Annotated in this window: 23 protein-coding genes; 12 read left to right on the top strand and 11 right to left on the bottom strand. The window is 73.1% G+C overall.

The annotated features are described in order from the left end of the window. Positions 1-30 precede the first annotated feature (30 nt). The 4 genes from OG625_RS35945 to OG625_RS35960 are packed head-to-tail and all read right to left on the bottom strand — an operon-like array spanning position 31 to position 4,064. Positions 31-2,109 carry an acetate--CoA ligase family protein gene (locus OG625_RS35945; RefSeq protein WP_329389370.1) on the bottom strand — a complete coding sequence of 693 codons (2,079 nt, stop codon included), beginning with the start codon at positions 2,107-2,109 and terminating at the stop codon, positions 31-33. 1 nt (position 2,110) lies between these two features. Continuing rightward, positions 2,111-2,302 (bottom strand): ferredoxin, encoded by a 192-nt coding sequence (locus OG625_RS35950; protein WP_329389372.1) that lies wholly within the window; start codon positions 2,300-2,302, stop codon positions 2,111-2,113. After that, complete coding sequence (locus OG625_RS35955; RefSeq protein WP_329389374.1) at positions 2,299-3,609, bottom strand: NADH-ubiquinone oxidoreductase-F iron-sulfur binding region domain-containing protein; 1,311 nt, start codon at positions 3,607-3,609, stop codon at positions 2,299-2,301. The genes OG625_RS35950 and OG625_RS35955 overlap by 4 nt, the downstream gene beginning before the upstream one ends. Next, a complete protein-coding gene (locus tag OG625_RS35960; protein WP_329389376.1) occupies positions 3,606-4,064 on the bottom strand; it encodes a hypothetical protein in 459 nt (152 codons plus the stop codon). Before OG625_RS35960 ends, OG625_RS35955 begins: the two co-directional genes overlap by 4 nt. A 350-nt stretch (positions 4,065-4,414) precedes the next feature. Here OG625_RS35960 and OG625_RS35965 point away from each other — a divergent pair, with 350 nt between their 5' ends. From OG625_RS35965 to OG625_RS36010, 10 genes are all read left to right on the top strand, one after another. Next, entirely contained in the window at positions 4,415-5,590 is a 1,176-nt protein-coding gene (locus OG625_RS35965; protein WP_329389378.1) for an aromatic ring-hydroxylating oxygenase subunit alpha, read from the top strand. Between the two features lie 70 nt (positions 5,591-5,660). Further along, a complete protein-coding gene (locus tag OG625_RS35970) occupies positions 5,661-6,791 on the top strand; it encodes an extracellular solute-binding protein (protein WP_329389380.1) in 1,131 nt (376 codons plus the stop codon). A gap of 85 nt (positions 6,792-6,876) precedes the next feature. Continuing rightward, positions 6,877-7,698, top strand: a complete 822-nt coding sequence (locus tag OG625_RS35975) for an ABC transporter permease (RefSeq protein ID WP_329389382.1) — start codon at positions 6,877-6,879, stop codon at positions 7,696-7,698. After that, a complete protein-coding gene (locus OG625_RS35980; RefSeq protein ID WP_329389384.1) occupies positions 7,695-8,666 on the top strand; it encodes an ABC transporter permease in 972 nt (323 codons plus the stop codon). Before OG625_RS35975 ends, OG625_RS35980 begins: the two co-directional genes overlap by 4 nt. Before the next feature lie 5 nt (positions 8,667-8,671). Further along, positions 8,672-9,775 carry an ABC transporter ATP-binding protein gene (locus tag OG625_RS35985; RefSeq protein ID WP_329389386.1) on the top strand — a complete coding sequence of 368 codons (1,104 nt, stop codon included), beginning with the start codon at positions 8,672-8,674 and terminating at the stop codon, positions 9,773-9,775. Positions 9,776-9,791: 16 nt separating this feature from the next. Beyond that, positions 9,792-11,108 carry a flavin monoamine oxidase family protein gene (locus OG625_RS35990; RefSeq protein ID WP_329389388.1) on the top strand — a complete coding sequence of 439 codons (1,317 nt, stop codon included), beginning with the start codon at positions 9,792-9,794 and terminating at the stop codon, positions 11,106-11,108. Between the two features lie 55 nt (positions 11,109-11,163). Continuing rightward, positions 11,164-12,501 carry an aldehyde dehydrogenase family protein gene (locus OG625_RS35995; protein WP_329391246.1) on the top strand — a complete coding sequence of 446 codons (1,338 nt, stop codon included), beginning with the start codon at positions 11,164-11,166 and terminating at the stop codon, positions 12,499-12,501. Between the two features lie 85 nt (positions 12,502-12,586). Beyond that, positions 12,587-12,832 (top strand): hypothetical protein, encoded by a 246-nt coding sequence (locus OG625_RS36000; protein WP_329389389.1) that lies wholly within the window; start codon positions 12,587-12,589, stop codon positions 12,830-12,832. Positions 12,833-12,898: 66 nt separating this feature from the next. Beyond that, on the top strand, positions 12,899-14,089 hold the full coding sequence (locus OG625_RS36005; RefSeq protein ID WP_329389391.1) for a carboxylate-amine ligase: 1,191 nt from the start codon (positions 12,899-12,901) through the stop codon (positions 14,087-14,089). A gap of 90 nt (positions 14,090-14,179) precedes the next feature. Then, positions 14,180-15,019 carry a class II glutamine amidotransferase gene (locus OG625_RS36010; protein ID WP_329389393.1) on the top strand — a complete coding sequence of 280 codons (840 nt, stop codon included), beginning with the start codon at positions 14,180-14,182 and terminating at the stop codon, positions 15,017-15,019. A 27-nt stretch (positions 15,020-15,046) separates the two neighbouring features. Here the strand turns inward: OG625_RS36010 and OG625_RS36015 are convergent, their stop codons facing one another. Beyond that, positions 15,047-15,400 carry a hypothetical protein gene (locus OG625_RS36015; protein ID WP_329389395.1) on the bottom strand — a complete coding sequence of 118 codons (354 nt, stop codon included), beginning with the start codon at positions 15,398-15,400 and terminating at the stop codon, positions 15,047-15,049. A gap of 165 nt (positions 15,401-15,565) precedes the next feature. On the opposite strand from OG625_RS36015, the gene OG625_RS36020 reads away from it, so the two are divergent. Beyond that, positions 15,566-16,888 (top strand): AI-2E family transporter, encoded by a 1,323-nt coding sequence (locus OG625_RS36020; protein ID WP_329391249.1) that lies wholly within the window; start codon positions 15,566-15,568, stop codon positions 16,886-16,888. A 60-nt stretch (positions 16,889-16,948) separates the two neighbouring features. On the opposite strand, the gene OG625_RS36025 is transcribed toward OG625_RS36020, so the two are convergent. The 6 genes from OG625_RS36025 to OG625_RS36050 all read right to left on the bottom strand — a co-directional run bounded on the left by OG625_RS36025 (position 16,949) and on the right by OG625_RS36050 (position 25,216). Continuing rightward, positions 16,949-17,215 carry a DUF4235 domain-containing protein gene (locus OG625_RS36025; RefSeq protein ID WP_329389397.1) on the bottom strand — a complete coding sequence of 89 codons (267 nt, stop codon included), beginning with the start codon at positions 17,213-17,215 and terminating at the stop codon, positions 16,949-16,951. Between the two features lie 284 nt (positions 17,216-17,499). Next, positions 17,500-18,648, bottom strand: coding sequence for a substrate-binding domain-containing protein (locus tag OG625_RS36030; protein ID WP_329389398.1), 1,149 nt, complete (start codon positions 18,646-18,648; stop codon positions 17,500-17,502). Between the two features lie 30 nt (positions 18,649-18,678). Further along, positions 18,679-19,722, bottom strand: a complete 1,044-nt coding sequence (locus tag OG625_RS36035) for an ABC transporter permease (RefSeq protein ID WP_329389400.1) — start codon at positions 19,720-19,722, stop codon at positions 18,679-18,681. Further along, on the bottom strand, positions 19,719-21,284 hold the full coding sequence (locus tag OG625_RS36040; RefSeq protein WP_443067834.1) for a sugar ABC transporter ATP-binding protein: 1,566 nt from the start codon (positions 21,282-21,284) through the stop codon (positions 19,719-19,721). The genes OG625_RS36035 and OG625_RS36040 overlap by 4 nt, the downstream gene beginning before the upstream one ends. A 97-nt stretch (positions 21,285-21,381) precedes the next feature. Beyond that, positions 21,382-24,162, bottom strand: a complete 2,781-nt coding sequence (locus OG625_RS36045; protein ID WP_329389402.1) for a SpoIIE family protein phosphatase — start codon at positions 24,160-24,162, stop codon at positions 21,382-21,384. A gap of 118 nt (positions 24,163-24,280) precedes the next feature. Next, positions 24,281-25,216 carry a cyclase family protein gene (locus OG625_RS36050; RefSeq protein ID WP_329389404.1) on the bottom strand — a complete coding sequence of 312 codons (936 nt, stop codon included), beginning with the start codon at positions 25,214-25,216 and terminating at the stop codon, positions 24,281-24,283. A 148-nt stretch (positions 25,217-25,364) separates the two neighbouring features. On the opposite strand from OG625_RS36050, the gene OG625_RS36055 reads away from it, so the two are divergent. Next, entirely contained in the window at positions 25,365-26,573 is a 1,209-nt protein-coding gene (locus OG625_RS36055; protein ID WP_329389406.1) for a PP2C family protein-serine/threonine phosphatase, read from the top strand. Positions 26,574-26,586 lie beyond the last annotated feature (13 nt).

The following is a 26,586-nucleotide window of genomic DNA, read 5'->3' on the forward strand; positions in this document are numbered from 1 at the left end:
GGGGACTCTGGGTTCGGGAGGGCGGGCCGGTCAGCCCAGGACGGCCCGGGCGTCCAGCGTCAGGGCGCCGTCCGGGCGGACCAGCAGGGGGTTGACCTCCAGCTCCGCGATCTCCGGATGGGCGGCGGCCACCGTCGTGATGCGTTCGATCACGGCGGCCGCGGCGGCCACGTCCACGGCCGGACGGCCGCGAACTCCCGCGAGCAGGGCGGCGGAACGGAGCCCCCGCAGCAGCTCCTCGGCCCGCCGGGCCGGTACGGGCGCCAGCGCGAAGGCCACGTCCCGCAGGGTCTCGGTGAGGATCCCGCCGAGCCCGACCATGGCCACCGGTCCGAACCGGGGGTCCCGGTTCACGCCCACGATCAGCTCGACGCCGTCCGAGAGGTCCGCCATCGCCTCCACCGAGTACGAGCCCGCGCCGAGCCGGGCGCGCATGTCCCGGTACGCGGCGAGGAGCGCGTCCCGGTCGGCCAGGCGCAGCGCCACGCCACCCGCGTCGGACTTGTGCAGCAGGTGCAGCGCCTTCAGCACGTACGGGCCCTCGAACTCCCCGGCCGCGGCCAGCACTCCGGCCTCGTCGGTGACCTCACGTGCGGCCGGGAACGGCACACCGGCGGCGGCGAGCAGTCCGCGCACCCCGTGGTACCCGGCGTCCCGCAGCGGCGCGGCGGCGGCGGGCAGCGCGGCGAACTCCGGTGCGGAGCGCGCCGCCCGGCCGGTCATGGCAGCCAGCGCGCGAGCGGCGTCCTCGGTTGCGGCGAACACCGGTATCCCGGCCCCGGCCAGCACCCGGCAGCTCGGCGACCCCGGGTACATCGACTGGACCACCAGGGGCTTCGGCGAGCCCGCGAGGTGCGCGACGATCTTCTCGGCGGCCCGCGTCTCGCCCTCGGCGAGCACGGAGCCGCCCGCCTGGCCGCCGCCCAGGCCGCCCTCGGACGCCGCGTACCCGCCGAAGTAGCCCGTCATCAGGACCGCGTCGACCTCCTCGGCGCCCAGCAGGTGCGCGACTGTGTCGGCGTACGAGAGGGGCTGCTGCTCGCCCATCCCCGCCAGGTCGACCGGATTGCCGACCGCGGACTGCTCCCACAGCACGGTCCGCAGCCCCGCCTGGGTCGCCGCGCCGAGCTCCGGTACGTCGAGCCCGGCGTCCTCGGCCGCGTCGGCCGCGATCGCGCCGTGCCCGCCGCCGTCGGTGAATACCGCGGTCCGGGTCCCTCCCGTACGAGGCCCCGGTCGGCTGCTCACGGCGGCCAGGACGACGGTCATCTCCCTCGGCGTGCACACGAGTTCGACCCCCGCGTCGCGGCAGGCGGCGGCCACGACGTCGGCCGAGGTGGTGAGCGCCCCGGTGTGCGACTGGGCGCTGCGGGCGGACGCGGAGCCGCGCCCGGCGGTGAGCAGCACCACCGGCTTGCCCGCCGCGGCGGCGGCCCGGGCGAAGGCCCTGCCGTCGCCGAAGTCCTCGGCGTACACGGCGATCGCCGCGGTGGCCTCGTGGCGGGCGCAGTCCTCGACGAGGTCGACGAGGGTGACGTCGGCCTGGTTGCCGAGGGAGACGAACCGGGAGAAGCCCAGGCCGTGCGGAGCGACGCGGAGTTGGAGTTCGAGGGCGAGGTTGCCGCTCTGGCTCAGCAGGGCGACACCGCCGGGCGCGAAACGGTCCGAGGCGAGGTACAGCTCGGTGGTGTTGTCGGCGATGCCGAGGCAGTTGGGTCCGACGAGCACGGCTCCGGCCTCCCGGACGCGGGCGACGACCGCGCGCTGCCGAGCCGCTCCCGCCGGACCGGCCTCGGCGAAGCCGGCGGTGATGCCGACGATCGCTTTGGCCCCGCAGGCCAGGGCGTCCTCCACGGCGGCCTCGAAGCCGCTGCCGGGGACGGAGACCACCACCAGCTCGACGGGTTCGCCGATCGCGGCGAGGGACGGGGCCGCCGGCTTGCCGAGGACGGTGCCGCCGCGCCGGTTCACCAGGTACACCGGCCGCCGCCGCCCTTCGGCGCGCAGCGCCTGGGAGGCCACCGCGTGGCCGTACTTCGCGGGGTCGTCGCTGGCGCCGACCACGGCGACCGAGCGGGGGTCGAACAGGGCGGTCAGATCGCGTTCCATGTCACTTCTCCACTCGGAGCGCGGAGTTGGGGCAGCTTTCGACGCAGGCGCGCGCCGCTTCCTCGGAGCCGGGCGGGACGGCGACGGCGAGGACCTTCGCGTAGCCCCACTCGTCGAGTTCGACCAGGTGGGGTGCGTGTTCCTGGCACAGTCCGTAGCCCTGGCAGCGGGTCGAGTCCAGCAGGAGTTTCACGGTGTTCCCTTCAGCACGGGCGTGCGGGTTGCGGTCCGGTCGTCCTCGGCCGCGGTGGCGACCTCCGGAACAGGGACGGCGAGGCGGCGTCCGTGACCGCCCGCGGTCGGGGCGGCGGCGCCGCGGTCGGGGCACGGGCCACCGAGGTGGGACCGGACGTGTTCGGGGAAGGCGTACAGGAGGCTGCCGGCGATGCCGGCGGCGGCGTCGAGCAGGCCGCACGCTCCGCGCCCGGGCAGGCCCTGTGCCCACCGGTCCAGCCGGGCGGGGGTGTCGGGTCCGGCGGTGCCCGCGGTGAGCGCGTGCACGGCGTCGCGGATCGCAGCCGTGCCCGATACGCAGACGCCGCACTGGCGTGCGCTCTCGGCGGCGAGGTGGCCGACGGCGTCGGCGGCGGTGCGCACCGGGCAGGCGCCGGCGGTGAGGAAGCGGATCGCTCCGCAGCCCAGCGCGGTGCCCGCCGCGGCGAGTGCCTCGGGTTCGAGGGGGAGGTCCAGGGCGAGGGCGTCGACGAGCCCGCCGAACAGCCCGCCCATGAGGGCCCCGGCGGCGTCCGGGGTGCCGTGCGCGGCCGCCAGGGCGCGCAGCGTGACTCCGTAGGCGACTTCCGTGAGGACGGGGGCCGCGCTCCCGCCGGAGAGCGTCACCAGGGTGGAGCGGGCGATCGCCTGCCGCAGGTCGGGCCGTGCGGCGGTGAGGGCGATGCGGGCGAGGGTCTCGACGTTGGACACCAGGGTCGGTGCGCCGCCGACGCCCCGTTCGAAGGGGCGGGGCGGTTTGGCGGTGGGCAGGGCCGGCCCGCCGTCGATGCGGCGGACGACCGCGCTCTCCTCCCCGGCGACGTAGGTGTGGGCGGTCTCGACGACCTCGACGAGCAGCCGCGGCTCCCGTTCGGCGAGGGCCCGGCGGACGCGGTCTGCCGCGACCGGGTCCGAGAGGTAGACGTAGCCGCGTACGGCGCCGGTGACCGCGGCGGCGCGGGCGAGCCCGTCCAGGACCAGGTGGGGCCGGGCCCGCAGCAGCCAGCGGTCCTTGACCGATCCGGGCTCGCCCTCCTCGCCGTTCGCCACCACCACCGGGACGCCGCCGCGGTCGCGGACGGCGGCCAGTTTCACGGCGGCCGGGAAGCCGGCCCCGCCCCGCCCGCGCAGGCCGGATGCGGAAAGGTGCTGCAGCAGTTCGTCGGGGCAGGTGGCGCCGGCGTAGCCGCCGGTGGCGCGGTAGGCCTCGGCGTCCTCCGTCAGGCCCGGCGTTGCGCCGAGTACGCCGCCGGGCGGCGGGGTGGTCGGAAGTCGGATCGTGGTCATGGGGTGCTTCCTGTCCGGGGGTCGGCGCGCAGGGTCCGTACGGCGCTTTCGAGCGCGGCGCGGTCCCCGGCGGTGCGGGCGTATCCCGTTCCCGGGAGGCCGATCAGCATGCGGTGGTGGTCGAGGACCACCTCGCCGGCGAGGAGGGCGGCCGCGCGGTCGCCCCGTTCCGGGTCGGCGGCCACCGAGGTCACCAGCGCGGTGACCTCGGCCAGGTAGCGGAGCCAGTCGCGCCGGCCGCCCCGCAGGACGAGGCGCTCCACGCGGCGCCGCTCGGCGGCCGCCGGCTCCGCGAGCTCTGCGCCATCTGCTGCTGCCGGTGCTGTTGCCGCTGCGGTTGCCGCCGCAGCGGGCGGATCGTGCGAGGAGGCGCGCAGGGCGGCTACCGCTGCGGGCAGTTCCCGCTCGGGTTCGGGGGTGAGCCCGAGCCAGTCCAGACGCCGACGACCGCTCATGCGTGCCTCCGGGAGGGGTGGGTCGCCGCGGCCGGCGGGGCCGGTGACGGGAGCCGAGGGCGGGGGAGAGAGCAGGGGAATGGGGTGCCCGGGGCTGGCCTCGGGCGGGGCTGCGTCCGGCCCGAAAGGGCGCAGAAGTGGATGAACCTCGTTGCAGCGACGAGAATTACGCTAGCTGACCGATCGGTCAGCGTACAAGTCTTGACCCGGCGGAAATCAGCCAGCAATCTGGCTGTCCAATCGGTCAGCAAGGCCTCGGCGTCCGCCCCGGCCCGCTGCCCACCGTTGGGTCGTCTCGATGTCCATCGCCGAGACCGATCGCCGCACCGCCGGCACGGAGGAGTCACCCGATGCACTCCAGAGCCCCTGAGGAACCCCCGGTCGACCAGCCGGTCCCGGACGCACCAGGGCCCGCCTTGTCAGCCCGCTACTACACCGATCCCGATACTGCCGCCGCCGAGACCCGAGAGGTCTTCGCCAAGGCCTGGCAGCTGGTCTGCCACGAATCCGACCTGCCGAACCCGGGCGCCCGGCTCGCCGCCACCGTCGCGGGCCGCGAGGTGCTGGTCGTCCGTACCGAGGACGGCGCCCTCGCCGCCCACCTCAACGTGTGCCGGCACCGCGGAACGCGCCTGGTCACCGCCCCCGAACCGGCCGGCAAGGCGATCCGCTGCCCCTACCACGGCTGGACCTACCGCCTCGACGGAAGCCTTGTCGGCGCCCCTGAGGCCCGGCAGATCCCCTGCCTCGACAAGCCCGCGCTCGGCCTGTTCCCGGCCCGCGTCGAGTCCTTCCTCGGCTTCGTCTTCGTCAACCTCGACTTCGACGCCGTACCGCTGGCGAAGCAGTGCGCCGGACTCGCCGAAGCGGTCGGCCACTATGCCGGAGCCGACCTCGTACCGGTCGGCCGCAGCCGGATCCACGACCTGGCCGGCGCCGAAGTACAGCAGGCCAACTGGAAGGTGGCGGTCGACAACTACCTGGAGGGCTACCACGTCCCGGTGGCCCATCCCGGTCTGATGCGGCTGCTCGACTACCAGGGCTACACCTGCGAGATCGAGGAGTCCTACGCGCTGTTCGCCTCGCCCCTGCGGGAGAAACCCTCCTCGAACTGGGCCGAACGCCTCTACCAGCGCATCGCCGCCCCGATGCCCGGCCTCGCCGAAGCCGACCGGCGGGTCTGGCGGTACGCGGTGATCTACCCGAACACCCTCATCGACTTCTACCCCGACCACGTGCTGGCCTGGACCGCGATCCCCACGGCGGTGGACCGGGTGGCCGTACCCGGCGCCTTCTACACCCGGCGCGGCACGGGCCTGCGCACCCGCCTCGCCCGCCGCCTGAACATCCACATCGGCTGGATCACCAACGACGAGGACGCCGAGCTGGTCGCCCGCGTCCAACAGGGGCTCTCCACCCCCGGTTTCGAACCCGGGCCCCTGTCCCGCCGCGAGTCGGCGGTCGGCTGGTTCGCCGGCCGCATCCGAGCCGACCTCGACGCCGAGGCCGACGCCGGCCGGCGCTGAACCCCTCCCACTGACGAACCCCCCACGCCCCGCCCGCCCTGCCCCTCACCCCCCACGGAGAGGACCCCGCATGTCCCCCGAGGCACACTCCCTGTCCAGGCGCTCCTTCCTCCGCGCCGGCACCGCCGCGACCCTCGGCCTCACGGCCGCCGGTTGCGGGTTCGCATCCGGTGACGACCCGGCCGGCAAGGCGTCCGAAACGCCGCCCATCGACGTCAAGGTCGACGGCGACCTGGTCTATTTCAACTGGGCCGACTTCATCGACCCGGCCGTCTTCGAAGGCTTCGAGAAGGAGTACGGCGTCAAGGTCGTCCAGTCGAACTACGACTCCATGGAAGGCATGGCCGCCAAGCTCAACTCCGGGAACCGGTACGACATCATCTTCCCCACGGCGAAGTGGTCGCAGCGCCTCGCCGCCGGAGGCAAACTGCGCGCCATCGACCACACCCGGCTGAAGAACGCCGAGGCCGTGTTCGGCGGTTACGACTACTTCGCCGACCCCTGGTACGACCCCGGCTCCCGGCACACCGTCCCCTTCACCATGTACAAGACCGGCATCGGCTGGCGCCGCGACCGGCTCGGGGACCTGACCGGATCCTGGGACGACCTGTGGAACGAGCAGGCCAAGGGCAAGGTCTTCGTACTCGACGACCGCGACGAGGTGCTCGGCATGGGCGCGCTCAAACTCGGCCTCGGCCTCAGCACCGAAGAGCCCAAGGACCTCGCACGGGTCACCGACACCCTGCGCTCGCTCCGCCCCCACCTGCGCGGCTTCTCCAGCGACAGCTACAACAACCTGCTCAACGGCAACGCCGACATGACCCAGGCCTGGAGCGGCGACATGGCGGCCATGCTCGCCCAGGCGGAGGACCCCGCCGTCTTCGGCTTCGAAGTCGCCCGGGAGGGCGCCCCCGTCAACTCCGACTGCTACGCCATCCCCGCCGACGCACAGCACCCCGGCACCGCGATGCTCTTCATCGACTACATGCTCCGCCCCGAGAACGTGAAGAAGAACATCGAGTACATCGGCTACCCGATGCCCGTCCGCGGCAGCGAGGACACCTACACCGCGCTCGTGGAGCCCTTCCCCCAGTGCCTGGTGACGGCGGCCGACCTCAAGGACGACCTCTACTTCCGCAACGGCACGGCCAAGGGCGAACAGCAGCGCGACACCGCCTGGACCGACGTGAAGGCCGGCTGACGTGCTTCGACCGAACCGATCCGCAACGGCCCGTCCGCCGCACGGCGGACGGGCCGGCGCGGAGGCGAGACTCTGGACCCGGCTCATGATCCCCGGCACCCTCTGGATGACCGGATTCCTCCTCGCCTCCCTCGTCCTGGTGGCCACCCTCGCGTTCGGAACCACCGACCCGCTCGGAAACCCGCGCTTCGGCCTCAACTTCGACAACTTCGCCGCCCTCGCCCAACCGGCCTACCGCACCGTCCTGCTGCGCTCCCTCGGCTACGCGCTGATCACCTGCCTCATCTGCCTGGCCGTGGCCTACCCGGTCGCCTACGCCATCGCGCTGCGCGGCGGCCGCTTCAAGAACCTGCTGATCGCCGCGATCGTCGTACCGTTCTTCGCCAACTACCTGGTGCGGATGTACGGCTGGTCCGTCGTCCTCTCCGACGACGGACCGCTCCTGGACGCCCTGCGCGCCATCGGCATCGCCGACGACGGCACCAAGATCCTGCAGACCGGACCGGGGGTCATCGCCGGGCTCGTCTACGGCTTCGTGGTCTTCATGATCATCCCGTTGTACGCGGCCATGGAACGCATGGACACCTCGCTCATCGAGGCCGGGCGCGACCTGTACGGAGGCCCGCTTCGGACCTTCCTCTTCGTCACCGTCCCCGCCACCCGGCAGGGAGCGGCCGCCGGCTGCGTCCTCGTCTTCCTGCCCGCCATGGGCGACTTCGTCAGCGCACAGCTCATGGGAGGCCCCGACCAGATCATGATCGGCAACCTGATCCAGGACAAGTTCTTCCAGGGCCAGAACTGGCCCCTCGGCTCGGCCCTGACCATCCTGCTGATGGCGGTCCTGCTCCTCGGGATGCTCGGCTACCTGCGGCGCACCCGCAAGGACGAGGCGGAGGCGGCCCGATGACCCCAGGTCCCGCCCCCCGCCGGGCCGCCCGCGCCGAGCCCTGGCCGCCGGCCGACCAGGCCGACCTGGCCGACCCGCCCGAGCACGCCGCCCTTGCGGGCGCCGACGGAACACGGGCCCTGCCCGCCGCCCGCCGACCGCTCCGGCGTCGCCGCCGCGGAGCCGATCGCCGGCCCCGCTTCGCCATCGCCGTCACCGCGGCCTTCTTCGCCCTGCTCTACCTCCCCGTCGCCGTCGTCGTCCTGTTCTCCTTCAACGCGCAGAAGTCCCTCACCGTCTTCGACGGCGTCAGCCTCCGCTGGTACACGGCGTTCCTCCACGACGACGCGCTGATCGACTCGCTCGGCATGAGCCTGCGGGTATCCCTGGTCGCCATGGCGGGCTCGCTCGTCCTCGGCGTGGCCCTGGCCCTCGGCCTGGTCCGGGGCCGCGGCCGCCTCGGCTCCTTCGCGGGTCTGGTCATGCTCGTCCCGCTCATCACACCGGAGATCGTCACCGGCGTGGCGGCGATGATGCTCTTCAAGGGCCTCGGCGTCACCCTGTCCACCACCACCGTGATGCTCGCCGAGATCACCTTCTCCATCTCCTACGTCACGGTCATCCTGCGCTCCCGCATCGCCGCCCTCAACCCGGAGGTCGAGGAGGCCGCGAGGGACCTCGGTGCCACCCGCCGCCAAGCCCTGTTCCTGGTGACCCTGCCCGCACTGCTGCCCAGCATCCTCGCCTCCGGGGTGCTGATCTTCGCCCTGGTCTTCGACGACTTCGTCCTCGCCTACTTCACCACCGGCGTCGACCCACAGCCGCTGTCCGTCCGCATCTACTCGGCGATCAGGTTCGGCGTCCAGCCCACCATCAACGCCGTCGGCACGCTGATGCTCCTCGGATCCATCGGCCTCATCGTGCTCGCGCTCGCCATCCCGCGCCTGTTCGGCCGCCGCGGCGGCCTCGACCTGCTTTCCGGGAAGTGACCCCCATGCACCCCTCGCCTGTCCACCCGCACCCCGCCGTCCGGCTCGACCGGGTCGCCAAGCAGTACCGCAACGCCGACACCTACGCCGTCCGCGACGTCACCCTCGACGTGGCCGCCGGCGAGTTCTTCTCCCTCCTCGGCCCCTCCGGCTGCGGCAAGACCACCCTGCTGCGCATGACCGGCGGCTTCGCCGACCCCACGGAAGGCAGCATCCTGCTCGACGGCCAGGACGTCACCGGGCTCCCGCCCAACAAGCGCAACGTCAACACCGTCTTCCAGAGCTACGCCCTCTTCGACCACCTCTCGCTCGCCGACAACGTGGCCTTCGGCCTCAAGCGCAAGGGCGTCGCCCGCGCCGAGATCCGCGAACGGGTCGCCGACATGCTCGACCTCGTCCAGCTGGGGGGCCTGGCCGACCGCAAGCCGGCCACGCTCTCCGGCGGCCAACGGCAGCGCGTCGCCCTCGCCCGCGCCCTGGTCAACCGGCCCCAAGTCCTGCTGCTGGACGAGCCGCTGGCCGCCCTCGACCTCAAACTCCGCCGCCGGATGCAGGTCGAACTGAAGCAGATCCAGCGCGAGGTGGGCATCACCTTCGTCTTCGTCACCCACGACCAGGACGAGGCCCTGACCATGTCGGACCGCCTCGCCGTCATGAACGAGGGCCGCATCGAGCAGTGCGGCACGCCCGAGGACGTGTACGAGCGCCCGACGAGCAGCTTCGTGGCCTCCTTCATGGGCACCTCCAACCTCGTCCCCGGCACCTACCGCTCCGGCCGGGTCCTCCTCGACGAGGGTCCCGCCCTGCCCGTGGGCCCCCGCTCGGGCGTCCCCGAGGGCAGCCGGGTGAGCCTCTCGATCCGCCCCGAGAAGATCTGGCTCTCCGACTTCGAACCGGGCATGGCCCAGGTCGGCGGAGTCGTCCGGGAGACCGTCTACTGCGGCCCGACCACCACCTACCTCATCGAACTGGCCCCGGGCATCACGCTGTCCGTGCTCGAACAGAACACCGTCCGCTCCCGCATGGAGGACCGCTGGAGCGGCGGCGAGCGGGTCGAGATCGCCTGGAAGCCCGAACACTGCCTGGTCCTCGACCACGCCGACGCCTGACCGGAGGGCACCCCCCATGAACCACGACGTCATCGTGCTCGGCGCCGGACTGGCCGGTCTCGCCGCCGCGCGCGACCTGGCCGCCGGCGGAGCCGACGTCCTCGTCGTCGAGGCCCGGGACCGGGTCGGCGGACGCGTCGAACAGACCGCCCTCCCCGACGGCCGGCTGGTCCAGCTCGGCGGGGAGGTGGTGGGCCGCGCCCACACCGCGTACACCGCCCTGACCGCGGAGTTGGGCCTCACCCTGGTCCCCAGCTACGTCGCCGAGCCCGGCGCCCTCATCCGCGCCACCCCCGAGGGGATCTCCGCCGGCGACCCGCCCCACTGGTTCGGCCCCGGTGACGAGGCCTGCCACGCCAAGGTCACCACCGCCTTCACCGCGCTCGCCGGAACCGTCGACCCGGCCGACCCCTGGTCCCACCCCGAGGCCGCACACCTGGACGGCCTGTCAGTGGGCGACTGGCTCCGCTCCCAAGGCGCCACCCAGGCCGTCGGACGCCTCTGGGAGATCGGCCAACTCGCCCTCGCCGACGGCTCCTGCGAACGCACCTCCCTGCTCGCCGCCCTCCGCAAGCACGCCGCCGTCCCCGGCAGCGGCCACTACGAGTACGAGGCATGGGAGGGCCTGCGGGTCGCCGAAGGCTCCGCCACCGTGGCCCTGCGCATGGCCGAGGCCCTCGGCGGCCGGATCCGTACGGGCTCACCCGTCCGGGCCGTCGAGATACGTGGGCCGGGCCGCTGCACGGTACGCCTGGCGGGCGGCGAAACCCTGACCGCCGCCGCCGTGGTCAGCGCCCTCCCCGTCGGCCCGCTCCGCTCGGTCACCGTCACCGGCGTCTCCGACGAACGCCTCGCCTCCCTGCACCGCCAACGCCACGCCCTCGCAGCCAAGTTCACCGCCGCCTACGCCAGACCCTTCTGGCGCGACCGCGGCCTCAGCGGCCTGTCCGAATGCGAAGGACTCCTCGGCAGCACCTGGCCGCAGAGCGAAGGCGTCCTCTCCGCCCTCGTCCCGCCCGAACGCTACGGCGTCCTGCTCGCCGCGCCCGCCCCCCTGCGCACCGCCGAACTGCTGGCCGACATGGCCCGCCTCTACGGCGAGGAGGCACGGCACCCGCTCGCCACGTACGTCCGCATGTGGGGCACCGACCCGTGGACCCAGGGCTACGTCACCCAGTGGACCCCCGGCGACGTCATGGCCGTCGGCCCCAGGCACGGTACCCACGAACCCCCCTTCTACATATGCGGATCCGACCAATGGGTGGCCGGCTACATGGAAGGCGCCGTACGCACCGGACGCGACGCCGCCAAGGAGGCGCTGCGCCGTGGCTGACGACCTGCACAACCACATCGGGGGAGTGGACCGCCCCGCCGCCTCGGGCGCGACCATGCCCCTCACCGACCCCGCCACCGGCCGGGTGCACGGCCACGCCCCGCGCTCCGGCCCCGCCGACACGGACGCCGCCTGCTTCACCGCGGCAGCGGCGTACGGGCACTGGTCCACCACCACCCCGGCAGCCCGGCAGCGCGCCCTCCTCGGCATCGCCGACGCCGTCGAGGCGCACGCGGAGGCCTTCACGGCCGCCGAAACCCGCGACACCGGCAAGCCCGCGGACCAGTTCAGGACCGAGGAACTGCCCGCGATCGTCGATACCTTCCGCTACTTCGCCGGAGCCGCGCGGAACCTCCCCGGCGCCGCGGCCGCCGAGTACACCGAGGGCCGCACCTCCCTGCTGCGCCGCGAACCCGTCGGCGTCTGCGCGCAGATCACCCCCTGGAACTATCCGCTGATGATGGCCGCGTGGAAGATCGCCCCGGCGATCGCCGCCGGGAACACCACCGTGCTCAAACCCGCCGACACCACCCCCTCCTCGTCCGTGCTGCTGGCCCGGATCGCCGCGCGGCACCTGCCGCCGGGCGTGCTCAACGTCGTCTGCGGAGACCGCGACACCGGCCGCTCCCTCACCGCCCACCCGGCGGTCGCCCTGATCGCCGTCACCGGCAGCGTCCGCGCCGGCCAGGAGATCGCGGCGGCCGCCGCGGCCGACCTCAAACGGGTCCACCTGGAGCTCGGCGGCAACGCCCCCGCCGTCGTCCACGAGGACGTGGACGTCGAGTCCACGGCCGCCGCCCTCGCCGCGGTCGCCTACTACAACGCCGGCCAGGACTGCACCGCACCCACCCGGCTCCTGGTCCACCGCCGCGTCCACGACGCCTTCCTCGCGGCCTTCGCCGGCGCAACGGCCAAGCTCCGCACGGGTGTCGACTTCGGCCCCCTCAACAACGCGACCCAACTCGCCTCGGTACGGGCCCTGCTGGACCGCCTGCCGTCCCACGCCGAGATCGTCACCGGCGGCGGCCGGTTGCCGGGCCCCGGCTTCTTCCACGAGCCGACGGTCGTGGCCGGAGTGCGCCAGGACGACGAGATCGTGCAGGAGGAGATCTTCGGCCCCGTCGTGACCGTCCAGCCCTTCGCCGACGAGGCCGAGGCCCTGCACCTCGCCAACGGCGTGCGCTTCGGCCTCGCCGCGAGCGTATGGACCACCGACCACGACCGCGCGATGCGCGCCACCCGCGCCCTGCACACCGGCATCGTCTGGGTGAACACCCACGGCACCACGGTCTCCGAGATGCCGCACGGCGGCGTCAAACACTCCGGCTACGGCAGCGACCTCTCCCTGTCCGGTCTCCTGGACTACACCCAGGCCAAGCACGTCATGCTCTGAGCGCAGCGGGCGACGCACGGTTTCGGCGGCCGCGAGGAGGGCAGCCGCCACATGGGGGTCCGGACCGGGAGTGAGGAGTGCTGCCATGGACGAGCAGGGCGGAGCAGGAGGAGTGCCGCTTCACGACGACGGGGCGCAGGCCCGGCGTCGGAAGCCGCACGGCGATCGCCACGACGACGGGAAGACGGCGGCGGCCGACACGGACGAAGCCAGCCGTCTCGACCGCCCGCAGCGGTCCGATCAGCTGATCGACCGCCCGCAGCAGCCCGAGAAGCAGAGCGGGAAGCCGCGGGAGAAGGGGACACGCTGGGTGAGCCCGCAGGACGAATGAAGAGAGGCGAAGGAAGGGAGCGGGCCCGCGCGCCGAGAGCTGCCTGTCCTCACGAAGGGACCGCACATGACGACGACGTTGTCCGCGAGGGCAGACGGCACCCCGGACGGCCCGGAACGCGGCAAGGCCCCTGCCCGGTCGGTACGCACGCCCGACCGGACCCTGCTGACGATGGGGGTCGAGGAGGAGTTCCTCCTCGTCGACCGCGACAGCCGCGCGCCGGTCGGCCGCGCGCCACAGGTCATCGCGGCAACGAGGGAAGCCCTCGGCGCGCAGGTGCAGCAGGAGTTCTACACCGCTCAGGTGGAGACCTGCACCCGCCCCACTTCGGACAGCGCCGAACTACGGGCAGAACTCGCCCAGCTGCGGGACACCGTCATCCGCGCGACCTCGGACGAAGGCTGCATGCTGGTCGCCTCGGGAACACCGGTGATCCCGCCGCAAACGCCCCTGGAGGTCGCACCCGACCCGCGCTACCAGCGGATGGCCGCCCGCTACGCATACGTCCTAGGTGACCTGCGGCAAGTGGTCTGCGGCTGTCACGTCCACATCGGCATGCCCGACAGGGCCCGGGCACTGGCCCTCGCCAACCACATGCGCCCCTGGCTGCCGGTGCTCCAGGCCCTCGCCGCCAATTCTCCGTTCGACCGGGGCGCGGATTCCGGGTACGCGAGCTGGCGGTGGGTGGAGCACGCCGTGTGGCCCACCGTCGGGCCCGCCCCGGTCCTGGACGAGGCCCGGTACGAACGCACCGTGGCCGCGCTGCTGCTCACCGGCCGGCTCATGGACCGGCGGATGCTCTATTGGTACGCGCGTCCCTCCGAGCACGTGCCCACCCTGGAGATCCGCGTCGCCGACGTGAACTCCGATCTCGACGTGCCGGTGTTGCTCGCGGTCCTCGTACGGGGACTCGCCACGGTCCTGCTTCGGGACGTTGAGGACGGTCTCCAGCCGCCGCACGTCGGGCCCAGGGAGCTGTACACCGCCCACCGCGCCGCGGCCCGCCACGGCCTGGAGGGAGACGGACTCGACCTGCGCAGCGGCCGGCGGGTACCCGCCTGGGACCTGGTCACCGCGCTCGTGGAGCGGGCCGCCCCGGGCCTGCACGCGGCCGGAGACCTGCCGATGACGATCACCCTCCTCGACGGCCTGCGGGCCCGCGGTGGCGGTGCCGGCCGTCAGCGCTTGACCCATCGTCGCCTGCGCGACCTGCGCGCCGTGGTGGACGCCCTGGCCGAGACCACCGCGGCCGCCTGAACCGCGCGGGTCGCGACGCGGAGCACACCTGCGGCGACGTGGGCGCCTGCGGGGTTAGTCTCGAAGTCAGCGACGAAGGGGATGATGCGCATGTGTCGCTGGCTGGCGTTCTACGGCTCGCCGGTGCTCCTCGACACGCTGCTGTACCGCCCGGAGCACTCGTTGATCAACCAGAGCCTGCGCGCCCGGATGGGTGCGGAACCCACGAACGGCGACGGCTTCGGGATCGGCTGGTACAGCGCGGAGGGCGACAACACGCCGGCCGTTTTCCGGGACATCGGGCCGGCCTGGAACAACCGCAACCTGCGAGAGCTCGCCGCCCACGTGCGCTCGTCGCTCTTCTTCGCGCACGTCCGTGCCTCGACGGGCTCGGCGATCCAGCAGACCAATTGCCATCCGTTCCGGCACGGCCGCTGGCTGTGGATGCACAACGGTTCCATCGCGGAATTCGAGCGGCTGCAACGAGACCTGTGCATGGCGGTCGACCCCGCCCTGTTCCCCTCCATCGAAGGGTCCACGGACTCGGAGGTGATGTTCTACCTCGCGGTGACCTTCGGCCTGGACCAGGACGTGCCGGGCGCGGTCGCCAGGATGGCGGGCCTCGTGGAGCGCCTCGGCAAGCAGCACGGTGTCGCCGACCCCCTCCAGATGACGGTGGCGGTCAGCGACGGCACCCGCGTATGGGCCTTCCGCTACTCGAGCCAGGGCAAGACGCGGTCCCTGTTCTACAGCAGCAAGGCCGAGACCGTACGACGGCTGTATCCGGAACTGGACTTCCTGAGCAACGTGTCCGACATCACCCGCATCGTGGTCTCCGAGCCGCTGGGGGACCTGCCCGGCATCTGGAACGAGCTCCCCGAAGCCAGCTATACCGTCATCCCGTCGGCCGACGGAGCCGACTACGTGCCCTTCATCCCCGAGCTGCCTTGACCTGGGCACTCCGGCCCACGAGTCCCCTCAGTCGTAGTTTCCCGCCTCGATTTCGAGGGCGAGCTCCTGAAGGACCTCCACCGCGGAGATGTCCGTCCGGCCGGCGTCGTGCGCCATCGCGAGGCTGGTGAACGCCAGACTGAACCCGGAGACCATCGTGTGCAGGGCCGGACCGAGCGCCACGGCGACGAGTCCGGCCACCTCCTGTGGCGTCGCGTCGGCGGGAACACTGATCGACGGCAGCATCTCGTTCAGGAGCTGGGTCGCGACTCCGGCGGTCGCCCCGTCGTCGTGCTCCTCCCCGGCTTCGGCCATCCGGCGGATCTCCTGTGCCTCGGTGAGGATGCCGATCACTCGCTTGAGAACCTCCGCGCGTTCCATGGGCGGAGCGTAGGGCAGGCGGAGGCCTTTCGTCGCCCTCGGACCCGCGTCGGATCCCCAGGCCCCGTTCCACGCCCGGGCGCCCGGGGTGCCGAAGCCCGGATCAGCCGCCAGCCTGGAGGGAGTGCTGGTACGCAAACCACTCGGAGGGACCGTGGGGTGGACCTGACTCGACTGCCCGGCTTCCGTGGATGGCGAGAACGCCTCAAGAAGGGAGCCGCGGGGCTCGGCGAGCGCCGTGCGATGCTCCAGAGCCGACGGGAGGCGGAGGACGCCGCAGAGTGGGAGGAGCCGGCGCCGTCGGACGCGGCACCCGGTGCCGGTCCCGGAGCGCGGGAGCCCGCTTGGGCGGTGCCTTGGTCGGTGAGGGTGGCCGCGGAAGCCGGATGGCGGTTCCTGGTGCTCGCCGCCACCCTCTGGGTGCTGATGCGGGTCATCGGGGCGGTACGGCTGGTCGTGCTCGCCTTCGTCGTCGCGCTCCTGGTCACCGCGCTTCTGGAGCCCACGGTCGCCCGGCTACAGCGGAGCGGACTCTCACGAGGCGCGGCGACGGCGCTCACCGCGACCTGCGGATTCGTGCTGCTCGGACTGGTCGGATGGTTCATCGTCTGGCAGGTGCTCGACAACCTGGGCAACCTCTCCGAACGGGTTCAGCAGGGTATCGAGGAGCTCAAACGGTGGCTCATCGACAGCCCCCTCCACGTCACGGAACAGCAGATCAACGACATCGCCGACAGCCTGAGCGACTCCATCGGCACCAGCACGAGTGAGATCACCTCCACCGGCCTGCAAGGCGTGACGGTGCTGGTGGAGGTGATCACAGGTCTGCTGCTGGCCATGTTCGCCACCCTTTTCCTGCTGTACGACGGCAAGCGGATCTGGCTGTGGACGCTCCGGCTGGTTCCCGCGGCCGCCCGTCCCGGGGTCGCTGGTGCCGGCCCGCGCGGCTGGCGGACACTCACCGCATACATCCGGGGCACCATGATCGTCGCGCTGATCGACGCCGTTTTCATCGGCGTGGGCATTTACTTCCTCGGCGTACCGCTCGCCCTTCCCATCAGTGTGGTGATCTTCCTGTCGTCCTTCGTGCCCCTGGTCGGCGCCGTCGTCTCCGGAGCGCTCGCCGTCGTCGTCGCGCTCGTCACCGAGGGGGTCTTCACCGCGCTGATGGCTCTGATGGTCGTCCTCGTGGTGCAGCAGATCGAAGGACACCTCCTGCAGCCCTTCATCCTGGGCCGAGCCGTGCGGCTCCACCCGCTGGCGGTTGTCCTGGCCGTTGCCACGGGCGGCATCGTCGCGGGGATCGGCGGGGCCGTCGTGGCGGTCCCGCTCGTGGCCGTGGGCAACACGGTGGTCGGCTACCTCCGCGCGCATCCTGCCGCGAGCGCGACGGAACCGGCGCCCCCACCCGTTCCGCCACCCGTTCCTCCACCCGCTGCCCCTGCCGGGCCGCGGCCTGAGGGGGTGGGGGACGACGCGGACCACTGAACATTGCCCGGGGCAGGCCCGTACCTCAGGCAGTCGGGGCGGCGCCGTCGTGGTCGCCGGTCAGGCGGGCCAGGTGCCGGTGAGGCGCTTGGTGGCCACCGCGCCGCTGCGGTCGATCAGGGCCTTGACGGCGGCGAAGACGGCACCCTGCAACGCCGCGGCGACGAGGACCTCCCGCCACGAGCGGTCCTCGTCGGTGGCGGTCGGTGCGTCGTCCTCATGACCGAGCCGCTTCCAGACCTGTTTGAACGCGATGCCGGCCAGGGCGCCTCCGATGGCGCCGAGGGCCAGGCCCACGGGCTTGTAGGCGACCTGCGAGGCCTTCACCGGTGCCTCCGTTCCGTGAGCTGCCGGGCCACCAGCCACGCGGCGCATGCTGCGCCCACGCTCAGCAGCCACTTGTCGCGCCGCACTGCCCGCGACGCCGTTCGGCCCAGGGTCATCACGTTCACCTGCCTTCAGGGAGAGCGTCCCGATCGGGGAGCATCGCGGGCGGAGGTCATCGTCCGCACTCCCTCGTGGTCCGCGGTGGTTCGTCTCCTGGCGCCTGCCCGGTCGCGCGTGCGCCTAACAGCGCCGCACCTGCGAATCGGGCGGGACTTCGCCGAGGCTCACTCCCCGCGCCAGACACGCCGGTAAGCCTCCCGGTAGCCCTGCGGGTCCCAGGACGTGGCCCCGTCGCTGTTCTCGGCCGTCACCACGTGAACGGCCGCGACGTAGCCGCTGGCGGGCCGGCCGGCGAAGGACCGGTTGAACTCGTCGACGATCTGCCAGCCCTGCTGGGTCAGCGGCTCGGGGACGGTGGCGGCCTGGAAACGGCGACTGTTGATGCGCTGGAAGGCGGAAGGATCACCGTCGCCCGCACCGATGTTGAAGGGCGGCCCCTCGCCGGGGAGCCCGGCGGCACGCAGCGCCGGGGCGGCATCGGCGAAGTAGAGGTCGTTGATCGCGACGGAGTGGGTCCACCGGTCCCGGAAGCGGGACACCAGGGAGGAGACCTGCTGCGGCGTGCGCTGACTCGCGTCCGGGATGGGGATGTTCGCGGTCGCCAGCAGCCTCACCCCGGGGCAGGTTCCCAGCCGCCGTTTGATCAGCTCGGACTTGTTGCGGGCGAACGGGATGGAGTCGTCGGTGAAGACGACGACCCCGGCGTCGCCCTCGGACCGCGCGATGACCCAGTCCGCGCTGATCCCCGCCACCTCCTCCACCTTGGTGGTGATGTTGGTGAACAGCCGGGGACTCCTGCTCGGTCCGGGGGCGCCGACCGCGTGCCAGCCGATCAGCGGGATCCCCGCGGCCTCTGCCCGCGTCGTCTGCTGCGCCGTGAGCAGGGGGTCGAAGCCGCCGATGACGATGCCCGAGGGCCTGAGCGTGACCGCTTGACTGAGCGCGGCCTGGATGCCCGCCGGGGTCCCCTCCCCGTCGATCACCCGGACCTGCCAGCCGATGGCCGCCGCGGCTTCCCGGACGCCCTTGGCGACTCCGGCGACACCGGGGTTGGTCATGGTCTGCGCGACGTAGACGATCGTCTTGCTTGGAACCGCCCCGGGGCCGGTCGTGGGCCCGTTCCAAGACGTGTCGGTACGCTCGGCCCGCGCGACGGCCTCCTTCGCCCGCGCGAGTACGGCCGGGCAGCCGGCGGACGGGGGCGAGGCCGCGGTGGAGGGCTCGGACGAGCCGCCTCCGCAGCCCGCGGCGAGGGTGGCGACGGCCGCCCACAAGGCCGCGGCCGCGAGGGTGCCGGTGCGGTTCGGGTACACGGTGCTCCTGACCGGGGGTGCGCTGGGGGTCTACGGGGCGTCGGCTGCCCGCGGCGCCGACGGCCCGGGCTGCGCGTTCGGAGGGTGGCCGTCCGCCGCGGGCCGCGTGCGCAGCCGCCGCCTGGCCGCGTAGCCGGCCAGGCCGACCGCCAGCAGCAGCGTGGCGCCGTTGAACAGCGGGGTGGCCCAGAACTGGGCGCCGAGCTGGCCGATCCCGGCGAGCCCGACGGCGAGCACGCTGACGGCGACGAGGGTGCCGAGCGCGTTGGCGCGGCCGGGTCTGATCGTGGTGGAGCCGAGCAGCGCGCCGACGAAGGCGGGCAGTAGGTAGTCCAGTCCGACACTCGGGTTGCCGATCTGCTGCTGCGCGGCGAGCAGGACCCCCGCGATGCCCACGACCAGGCCCGATCCGGCGAAGGCGTAGACGGAGTACCTGCGCGTGGGGATGCCGATGATCGCGGCGGCGCGGGGGTTGGAGCCGACGACGTACAAGTACCGGCCGAACGGCAGCCGTTCCAGCACCACCCACAGGACGACGACGGCGGCCAGGACGTAGAAGGCGGGCAGCGGCAGGCCAAGGAACCGGGCGTCGTAGAGTCCGGTGAAGGCGGCCGGCAGGCCCTCCGGACCGGGCACGATCCGGCTGCCGTCCGTGAGCCATCCGGTGAGGGCGTACATGATGCTCCCGGTGCCCAGCGTGGCGATGAGGGAGTCGATCCGGGCGAACTCGACGACGACCCCGTTCAGGGCGCCGACCAGCACCCCGCCGAGGACGACGACGAGGCAGGCGAGCGGCCAGGGCGTCCCCCCGTCGACGACGAGGTACATCACGAGGACGTGCGCCAGGCCCAGCCCGTAGCCGATGGACAGGTCGAACTTGCCGGTCGCGATCGGGATCGTCGCACCGAGTGCGAGGAGGGCGGGGATCGACTGGTTGGACAGGATCGAGGACACGTTGTCCCGGGTCGGGAAGGTGTCCGGCAGGGCGACGGAGAAGAGCAGGAAGAGCAGGGCGGCGAGGGCCGGCAGGCCGTAGTTTCCGATGATGTGCCCGCGCGGGGACCAGGGGGTCACGGGGCCGTCGCGCTTCCGGTGATCGGAGGCATGGCCGACGCGGCGCGGGTGAGTTCCACGGGCGTCAGGGCGGCGCCCGCCGGCTCGGCCGCCACCGATCCGCGTACGAAGACCAGCGCGCGGTGGCAGAGGTCCGCGACCTCCTCGAAGTCGGTGGACACCAGCAGGACCGCCACGCCCTCGGCTGCCGCCCCGTCGAGCAGCCCGTGGATCGCCGCCTTGGCGCCCACGTCCACGCTCGCGGTCGGCTCCTCGAGGATCAACAGCCGCAGCCGCCCCCGGAGGGCCCGGCCGAGGACGACCTTCTGCTGGTGGCCGCCGGACAGGGTGGCGAGGGGCACCTCGCTGTCGCGGGGGCGCACCGAGAACCGTTCGATCAGACCGGCCGCCTCGCGCCGCTCGCGCCGGGGACCGAGCCATCGCCACGCGGGGACACCGGCAGCCCGCGGGTTCGCCAGGAGGTTCTCCCGGACCGTCAGATCGGGGGCGCAGCCCTCCTCCTGGCGGTTGGCGGGCACGAAACCGACGCCCCGGCCGAGGGCGGCGGCCACGGTGCGGGGGTGGTACGGCCGGCCGTCGAGCAGTGCCCGTCCGCCGAGCGGCGGCAGCGCGCCCGCGAGGGCGCGGCCCAGGTGCATGTGGCCGGCGCCGGTCAGCCCGACCATGCCGACGATCTCCCCGGGCGCCAGATCCAGGCTGACGGGCCCGGTGCGCCGCGTCGTCACGGCGTCGAGGCGCAGTACGGGAGGACGGCCCGCGGGCACGGCGGCGGCCGGTCCGCGCCCGGCCGGTAGCCCGCCCGCGATGTCCCGGACCAGGCGGGCGGGGCCGTACCCGGCGAGCGGCCCGCCGCTGACCAGGCGGCCGTCGCGCAGGACGGCGAACGCGTCGGCGACCCGGTACACCTCGTCGAGGCGGTGGCTGACGTACAGGATGCCGTGCCCCCGGTCGCGCAGGGCGTGCAGCACGTCGAAGAGGCGGGCGCAGTCCGCGGCGGGGAGCGTGGCGGTCGGCTCGTCGAGGACGAAGAGCTCCGCCCGCCGCGCGAGGGCCCGGGCGATGGCCACCAGGGAACGCTCGGCGGGCGCCAGGTCCACGATCCGGGCGTCGGCGTCCAGGTGCCCGGCGACGATCCGCAGGGCCTCGGCGCATTGCTCCCGGGTCCGCCGCCAGGAGATCAGGCCGTGGCGGCGCGCGTAGCCCGTCCCCAGGGCGATGTTCTCGGCGACCGTCATCCACTCCACCAGGCCGAGGTCCTGGTGGATGAACGACATCTTCCCGGAGGCCGCTTCGGACCGGAGCGGGTGCCCGGCCACCGTGACCTCGCCCTCGTCGGCGCGATGGACCCCGGCGAGCACCTTGATGAGGGTGGACTTCCCGGCGCCGTTGGGGCCGAGGAGGGCGAGCACGCTGCCGCGGTGGAGGTCGAGGTCGACCGCGTCCAGCGCGACGGTGCCGCCGAACCGTTTGCCCAGACCGCGTATCCGTACGAGCGGCTCCCCGGCGGAGCGCCGGGGCGGGTGGCTCGTCGAGGTGTCGGAAGGGTCATGGGCGTCATGCACGGACGTCTCCGGGGCCGGCCTCGGATCCCCCTGTCGGGAGGCTGGGACAGGCAGGATGCTACTGGCACTCACAGGGCAAATCCGGGCATGACAGGTCCTATGCGGCCTCCAGGGCGCATTCGGCCCAGATGACCTTGCCCCGGGGGGTGTAGCGGGCGCCCCAGGCCTGAGCCAGCTGCGCGACGAGGAACAGCCCCCGGCCGCCCTCGTCGGTGGTGGCGGCCCGCCGCAGGTGCGGGGCGGTGCTGCTGCCGTCGGAGACCTCGCAGATCAGGGCGCGGTCGTGGATCAGGCGCACCTGGATCGGCTCGGTCCCGTAACGGACGGCGTTGGTGACCAGCTCGCTCAGCAGCAGCTCGGCGGCGAACGAGAGTTCCTCCAGCCCCCAGTCGGCCAGCTGCCGGGTGGCGGCGGCGCGGATGTCGGAGACCCGCGCGGGATCGGCCGGCAGGTCCCACACGGCGATCCGGTCGGCGGGCAGGGTGTGGGTGCGGGCGACGAGCAGGGCGATGTCGTCGGTGGGGTGCTCGGGCGCCATGGCGTCCATGACCGCCTGGCAGGTGTCCTCGGGGCTCCGGTCCGTGTGGGCCAGGGCGCGGCTCAGCTGATCGAGGGCGACGTCGATGTCGCGGTGGCGGTCCTCGACCAGCCCGTCGGTGTAGAGGACGAGGGTGCTGTCCTCGGGGAGCTCGATCTCGGCCGTCTCGAAGGGCAGGCCGCCCAGGCCCAGCGGGGGCCCGGCGGGCAGATCGGGGAAGCGCACGCTGCCGTCGGGATGGATCAGGGCGGGCGGCAGGTGGCCGGCCCGGGCCATGGTGCACTGTCGCGAGGTGGGGTCGTAGATGACGTACAGACAGGTGGCGCCGACGATCCCGATGCTGCCCGTGGAGTGGTCGTCCCCCTCCTCCCGGTCCAGGCGCACCAGGAGGTTGTCCAGGTGGGTCAGGAGCTCGTCGGGGGCGAGTTCGAGTTCGGCGAAGTTGCGTGCGGCGGTCCGCAGCCGCCCCATCGTGGCGGCGGCGTGCAGCCCGTGGCCGACGACGTCGCCCACGAGGAGGGCGACGCGGGCGCCGGACAGGGGGATGACGTCGAACCAGTCGCCGCCCACGCCCGATTCGGCGGGCAGGTAGCGGTGCGCGACCTCGACGGCGCCCTGGTCGGGCAGGCCGCGCGGGAGCAGGCTGCGCTGGAGCGCCAGGGCCAGGGTGTGCTCCCGGGTGTAGCGGCGGGCGTTGTCGATGCACAGGGCGGCGCGGGCCGCGAGTTCCTGCGCGAGCCGGCTGTCGTCGTCCCCGAAGGGGGCGGGGTCCTGCGCGCGGTAGAAGCTCGCGATGCCCAGCAGGACGCCGCGGGCGAGCAGGGGGACGGCGATGAGGGAGTGCACGCCGAGCGCCATGATCCGCCGGGCACGCTCCGGATCCTGGGCGATCCAGCCGGCCGCGGAAGCCAGCTCGGGTTCCAGGAACGTGTGCCCTTCGGTCAGACAGCGCCTGACGGGGTTCCCGGGGCGGAGCTCCACGTGCCGGCCTGCCGGGTAGAAGGGGCAGTCGTCGCGGATGCCGTGGACCACCGTGCGGTGCAGGTCCCTCCCGGGAACGGCGGGCTCGTCGCCGCGCAGGACGGCCTCGGGCAGATCGACGGTGACGTAGTCGGCCAGGGCCGGGACCGCGATCTCGGCGAGTTCCCGGGCCGTGCGGGTCACGTCCAGGGTGGTGCCGATACGGGTGCTGGCCTCGGCCAGCAGCTCCAGGCGCCGCCGCGCCTCGACGGCGTACTTCCCGACCTCCGGCTCGCCCACCAGCACCAGCCCGCGGACCGTGCCGGGACGGGGTCCGGTGGACGCCGGCGTCGGTCCGGCGGGCGGCGATCCGGTGCGGGAGGGCCCGGAGCGGGGCGAGACGGAGAGGTGGTGGACCGGCGCGGTGTCGCTGCTGAGCACGGCCTCTACGACCATGCCCCGCACCCCGGAGCGGCTGGTGACCGGGCGGCTCAGCAAGGTGGCCTCCCGGCCGTGGGGGAGGGGAACGTCGACGGCGGCCCGCCGGGAGGCGGAGATCAGCTCGGTCGCCTTCTCCTTGAGGACCATCTGATCGTGCGGGTCCAGCTCCAGCTCGCCCAGTGCGTCCAGCTCGGCGGGGTCTGCCGACTCGGCCGACTCGACGGGGAGCGTCGGCCCCATGTGGTGCCCGTCCTGGGCGTCCCCGCGCGTACGGGCCCGCAGTTCGGCATCGAGGTACGCCCGCAGCAGCCCGCGTTCGCGCGCCGAGCTGTGCTCCATCAGCCGCCGCTCGATCGACTCGGCCGCCCGCCGCAGCAGGACGGGGAGGGCCGGGTGCTCGTAGGCGTGCGGGTACCCGAAGCAGAGCACGCCCGCGATGCGTCCGCTGAGCTGGTCGCGGATGGGGACGGCGCAGCAGCCGTTCGACTGGGCGCGTTCGGCGAAGTGTTCCGCGCCGTAGACCTGGATGGGACCCCGCTCGGCCAGGGCGAGGCCGATGCCGTTCGTCCCGGCGAACCGCTCGGCGAAGACGAAGCCGGGCACGCTCTGGATGGGGGGCAGGCTCCACGCCAAGGAGGGCTCGCCGAAGCGGCGTTGCAGCACGGTGCCGTTCGCGTCGGCGACCGAGATGTTCATGCGGCTGCCGGAGAACCGGGACTGCAGCTGGTCGAGGACGGGTCCGGCGGCCCGTACGAGCCGACTGTCCGGATCGAAGTCGTCCCGGTAGGGCAGCTCGGTCTGGTCCGGCGACAGTCCCAACAGTCGGCAGCGCAGCCACGAGTTCAGGATCGGGCTCCGCACCCCGGTCTCGACCGGCTCGCCCACCAGGAATCGCTCACGGGAGCGTGCGGGACCGATCTGCTCTCCCGTGACCCCCATCTGCATCACTCCCCTTGCCGTGCGGTGACGTGCGGTGCGGTGTCGTGCGGTGCCGTGCGGTGAAAGTTGAATACGTTAAATAAGTCCCTTTTGAGTATATTCCCGATCATTTCCGGCTTCACAGGAGAGCGACCGGATTGACCGGTGAGCCCGTCCCGCCGGGGACGTCGAGGGGGGACACGACGATCATGAACTCGTAGCGTCCCGCCTCCGCGCAGGCGGCGGACAGCGCCTCCAGATCCAGGTTGTCCAGCAGCGGCACCCCCATGGCCGCCACGGCCAGGGCATGGACGGGGGAGTGCAGGCCCTCGACCGGGGAGGGCCGTACGTCGCTGTCCCCGTCCGCGCCGAGCAGGCTGATCGCCCGCTCGGCCAGCAGCGGCACCGCGTCGACGTGGAAGCCCGCGCAGGCGGCGTCGGCGTCCCACGGGCCCACCTCGCGGCGGCGCCGGAACCGGCCGGAGCGCAGCAGTACCGCGCACCCGTCGTCGATCCGGACGCCGAGCGCCCGCTCGGCGGCGATGACGTCACGGGCGCGCACCGCGTGGCCGGGCTCCAGCCAGGGGGCCCCGAGGACGGCGGGCAGGTCGAGGAGCACGCCCTTGGTGACGAGCGGGCCGAGCGCCGCCACCGAGCCGAAGCGGGCGCCGCCGGCGTCGATGGCCCCGCGCGCCGGGTGTCCCCCGTAGAGCAGCCCCCGGTAGGCGACGTGTGACAGCGCGTCGAGGTGGCTGACGGCCTTGCCGTGGTAGTCGACGGCGAGGAAGTCCTTGTAGGTGGCCGGTTCGGGCGGCTCCACGTCGCCGAGGTCGGTCATGTGGTGCAGGGCGGGCTTGCCGTTGTCGGGGCCGGGCCGGGTGTTCCACGGCAGCCCCAGCGGCACCGTCCTGCCGTCCCGGACCAGGGCGGCGGCCCGGCGCACGTGGTCCGGGGTGACCCGGTTCCAGGCGCCCCGGTCGGCCGGATCCCAGCGGCCCCACGTACGGACCGAGGCGAAGAGGGCGTCGAATTCCGCACGGGAGACCCGGGGAACCTCCGCGGGGTCGGTGCTCATGGGAGTGCGTGCCCTCCAAGCCCTTGGGGAGGCGGGGCGGCCCGCCGCTTTCCGCATGCATACCCGCTCGGGCGGTGGCCGGACGGTCCCGGGGGCCGGATGCGCCGATGAGTGGCGGCCCTGTGCCCGGGCAGGGCAGGCTGTACACATGAGAGCGCCCGTGCGCTCGCCCCCGGGGACGGGAGCCGGCGGCCACCACCAGGTCCTTTTCACTCTCGCGGAGTGCGTGCCCTTCGCGATCGCCCTGCTGGTGCTCCTCGTCGAGCTCACGCCCGTCCACTTCGTCTACACCGGCCCCCTGCTGGTCGCGACGCCCGCGCTGGCGGCCGTGACGATGGGTCCCAAGGGCACCCTCGCGGCAGCCGGGGTGGCCCTCGCGGTCAGCGTGACCACCGCCACCCACAACCAGGCCTGGGGCGGGCAGCAGGTGTACACGAACCTCCTGGCCCTGTCCCTGGTGTCGGTGGCGAGCGTCATGACGAGCCGCGCCGTGCGCACGCGCCGGGAGAACGAGCTCAACCAGGTCCGCCGGATCGCCGCCGCCGCCCAGGAGGTCCTGCTGAGGCCCGTGCCGGACCGGCTGGGCTCCGTACGGGCGGCCAGCATGTACCTGGCCGCCGAGACGGGCGCGCAGATCGGCGGCGACCTGTACGAGGCCGTCCAGACCCGCTACGGGGTCCGGATGATCGTCGGGGACGTCCGGGGCAAGGGGCTGCCCGCCGTACGGGCCGCCGCGGTCGTGCTCGGTGCGTTCCGGGAGTCCGTGCACTACGAGGACGACCTGGTGGAGGTCGTCAACCACTGCGCGGAGGCCCTGCGGCGGGACGCCGCCCTGGCGGACGCGGGCGTCGGTGCGGCGCTGGCCGACAGCGAGGACACCCTCCTGGAGGGCTTCGTCACCGCGCTCGTGGCGCAGATCCCCGACGGCCCCGACATCGAGGTGATCAACCGGGGCCACCCGCCACCGCTGCTGATGAGCGGCGGTACGGTCCGGGCCCTCACGCCCACCGGCCCGCTGCCGCCGCTCGGCCTGGAGGAATTCATCAGCGGCCCTCCCGGCCGGCCGGACCGCCATCCGTTCGCCCCGGGGGACCGGCTGCTGCTGTACACGGACGGCGTCATCGAGGCCCGCGACGCCGACCGCACCTTCTTCGACCTGTCCGAAGCCATGGCCTCGATGCGCAACCACACCCGCCCCGCGTTCCTGGAAGGCCTGCGCCAGGCGCTGCTCCGCCACACCCAGGGCGCCCTGGCGGACGACGTGGCGGTCATCCTCGTCGACCGCCTCGACCCGGATCCGTCCCGGGAGGGGCCGACCGCACCCGGCAGCACTCGGAAGGGACTGCCCCCGGCCTAATTGGCTTCGGGCG

The sequence above is a fragment of the Streptomyces sp. NBC_01351 genome (assembly GCF_036237315.1).
Lineage (GTDB): Bacteria > Actinomycetota > Actinomycetes > Streptomycetales > Streptomycetaceae > Streptomyces.

Excerpts from the sequence above, each read along its gene's own strand:
- OG625_RS35945 (WP_329389370.1), bottom strand. The coding sequence starts at position 2,109 with ATGGAACGCGATCTGACCGCCCTGTTCGACCCCCGCTCGGTCGCCGTG.
- OG625_RS35955 (WP_329389374.1), bottom strand. The coding sequence starts at position 3,609 with ATGACCACGATCCGACTTCCGACCACCCCGCCGCCCGGCGGCGTACTC.
- OG625_RS35960 (WP_329389376.1), bottom strand. The coding sequence starts at position 4,064 with ATGAGCGGTCGTCGGCGTCTGGACTGGCTCGGGCTCACCCCCGAACCC.
- OG625_RS35965 (WP_329389378.1), top strand. The coding sequence starts at position 4,415 with ATGCACTCCAGAGCCCCTGAGGAACCCCCGGTCGACCAGCCGGTCCCG.
- OG625_RS35970 (WP_329389380.1), top strand. The coding sequence starts at position 5,661 with ATGTCCCCCGAGGCACACTCCCTGTCCAGGCGCTCCTTCCTCCGCGCC.
- OG625_RS35975 (WP_329389382.1), top strand. The coding sequence starts at position 6,877 with ATGATCCCCGGCACCCTCTGGATGACCGGATTCCTCCTCGCCTCCCTC.
- OG625_RS35980 (WP_329389384.1), top strand. The coding sequence starts at position 7,695 with ATGACCCCAGGTCCCGCCCCCCGCCGGGCCGCCCGCGCCGAGCCCTGG.
- OG625_RS35985 (WP_329389386.1), top strand. The coding sequence starts at position 8,672 with ATGCACCCCTCGCCTGTCCACCCGCACCCCGCCGTCCGGCTCGACCGG.
- OG625_RS35990 (WP_329389388.1), top strand. The coding sequence starts at position 9,792 with ATGAACCACGACGTCATCGTGCTCGGCGCCGGACTGGCCGGTCTCGCC.
- OG625_RS35995 (WP_329391246.1), top strand. The coding sequence starts at position 11,164 with ATGCCCCTCACCGACCCCGCCACCGGCCGGGTGCACGGCCACGCCCCG.
- OG625_RS36000 (WP_329389389.1), top strand. The coding sequence starts at position 12,587 with ATGGACGAGCAGGGCGGAGCAGGAGGAGTGCCGCTTCACGACGACGGG.
- OG625_RS36005 (WP_329389391.1), top strand. The coding sequence starts at position 12,899 with ATGACGACGACGTTGTCCGCGAGGGCAGACGGCACCCCGGACGGCCCG.
- OG625_RS36010 (WP_329389393.1), top strand. The coding sequence starts at position 14,180 with ATGTGTCGCTGGCTGGCGTTCTACGGCTCGCCGGTGCTCCTCGACACG.
- OG625_RS36015 (WP_329389395.1), bottom strand. The coding sequence starts at position 15,400 with ATGGAACGCGCGGAGGTTCTCAAGCGAGTGATCGGCATCCTCACCGAG.
- OG625_RS36045 (WP_329389402.1), bottom strand. The coding sequence starts at position 24,162 with ATGGGGGTCACGGGAGAGCAGATCGGTCCCGCACGCTCCCGTGAGCGA.
- OG625_RS36050 (WP_329389404.1), bottom strand. The coding sequence starts at position 25,216 with ATGAGCACCGACCCCGCGGAGGTTCCCCGGGTCTCCCGTGCGGAATTC.
- OG625_RS36055 (WP_329389406.1), top strand. The coding sequence starts at position 25,365 with ATGAGAGCGCCCGTGCGCTCGCCCCCGGGGACGGGAGCCGGCGGCCAC.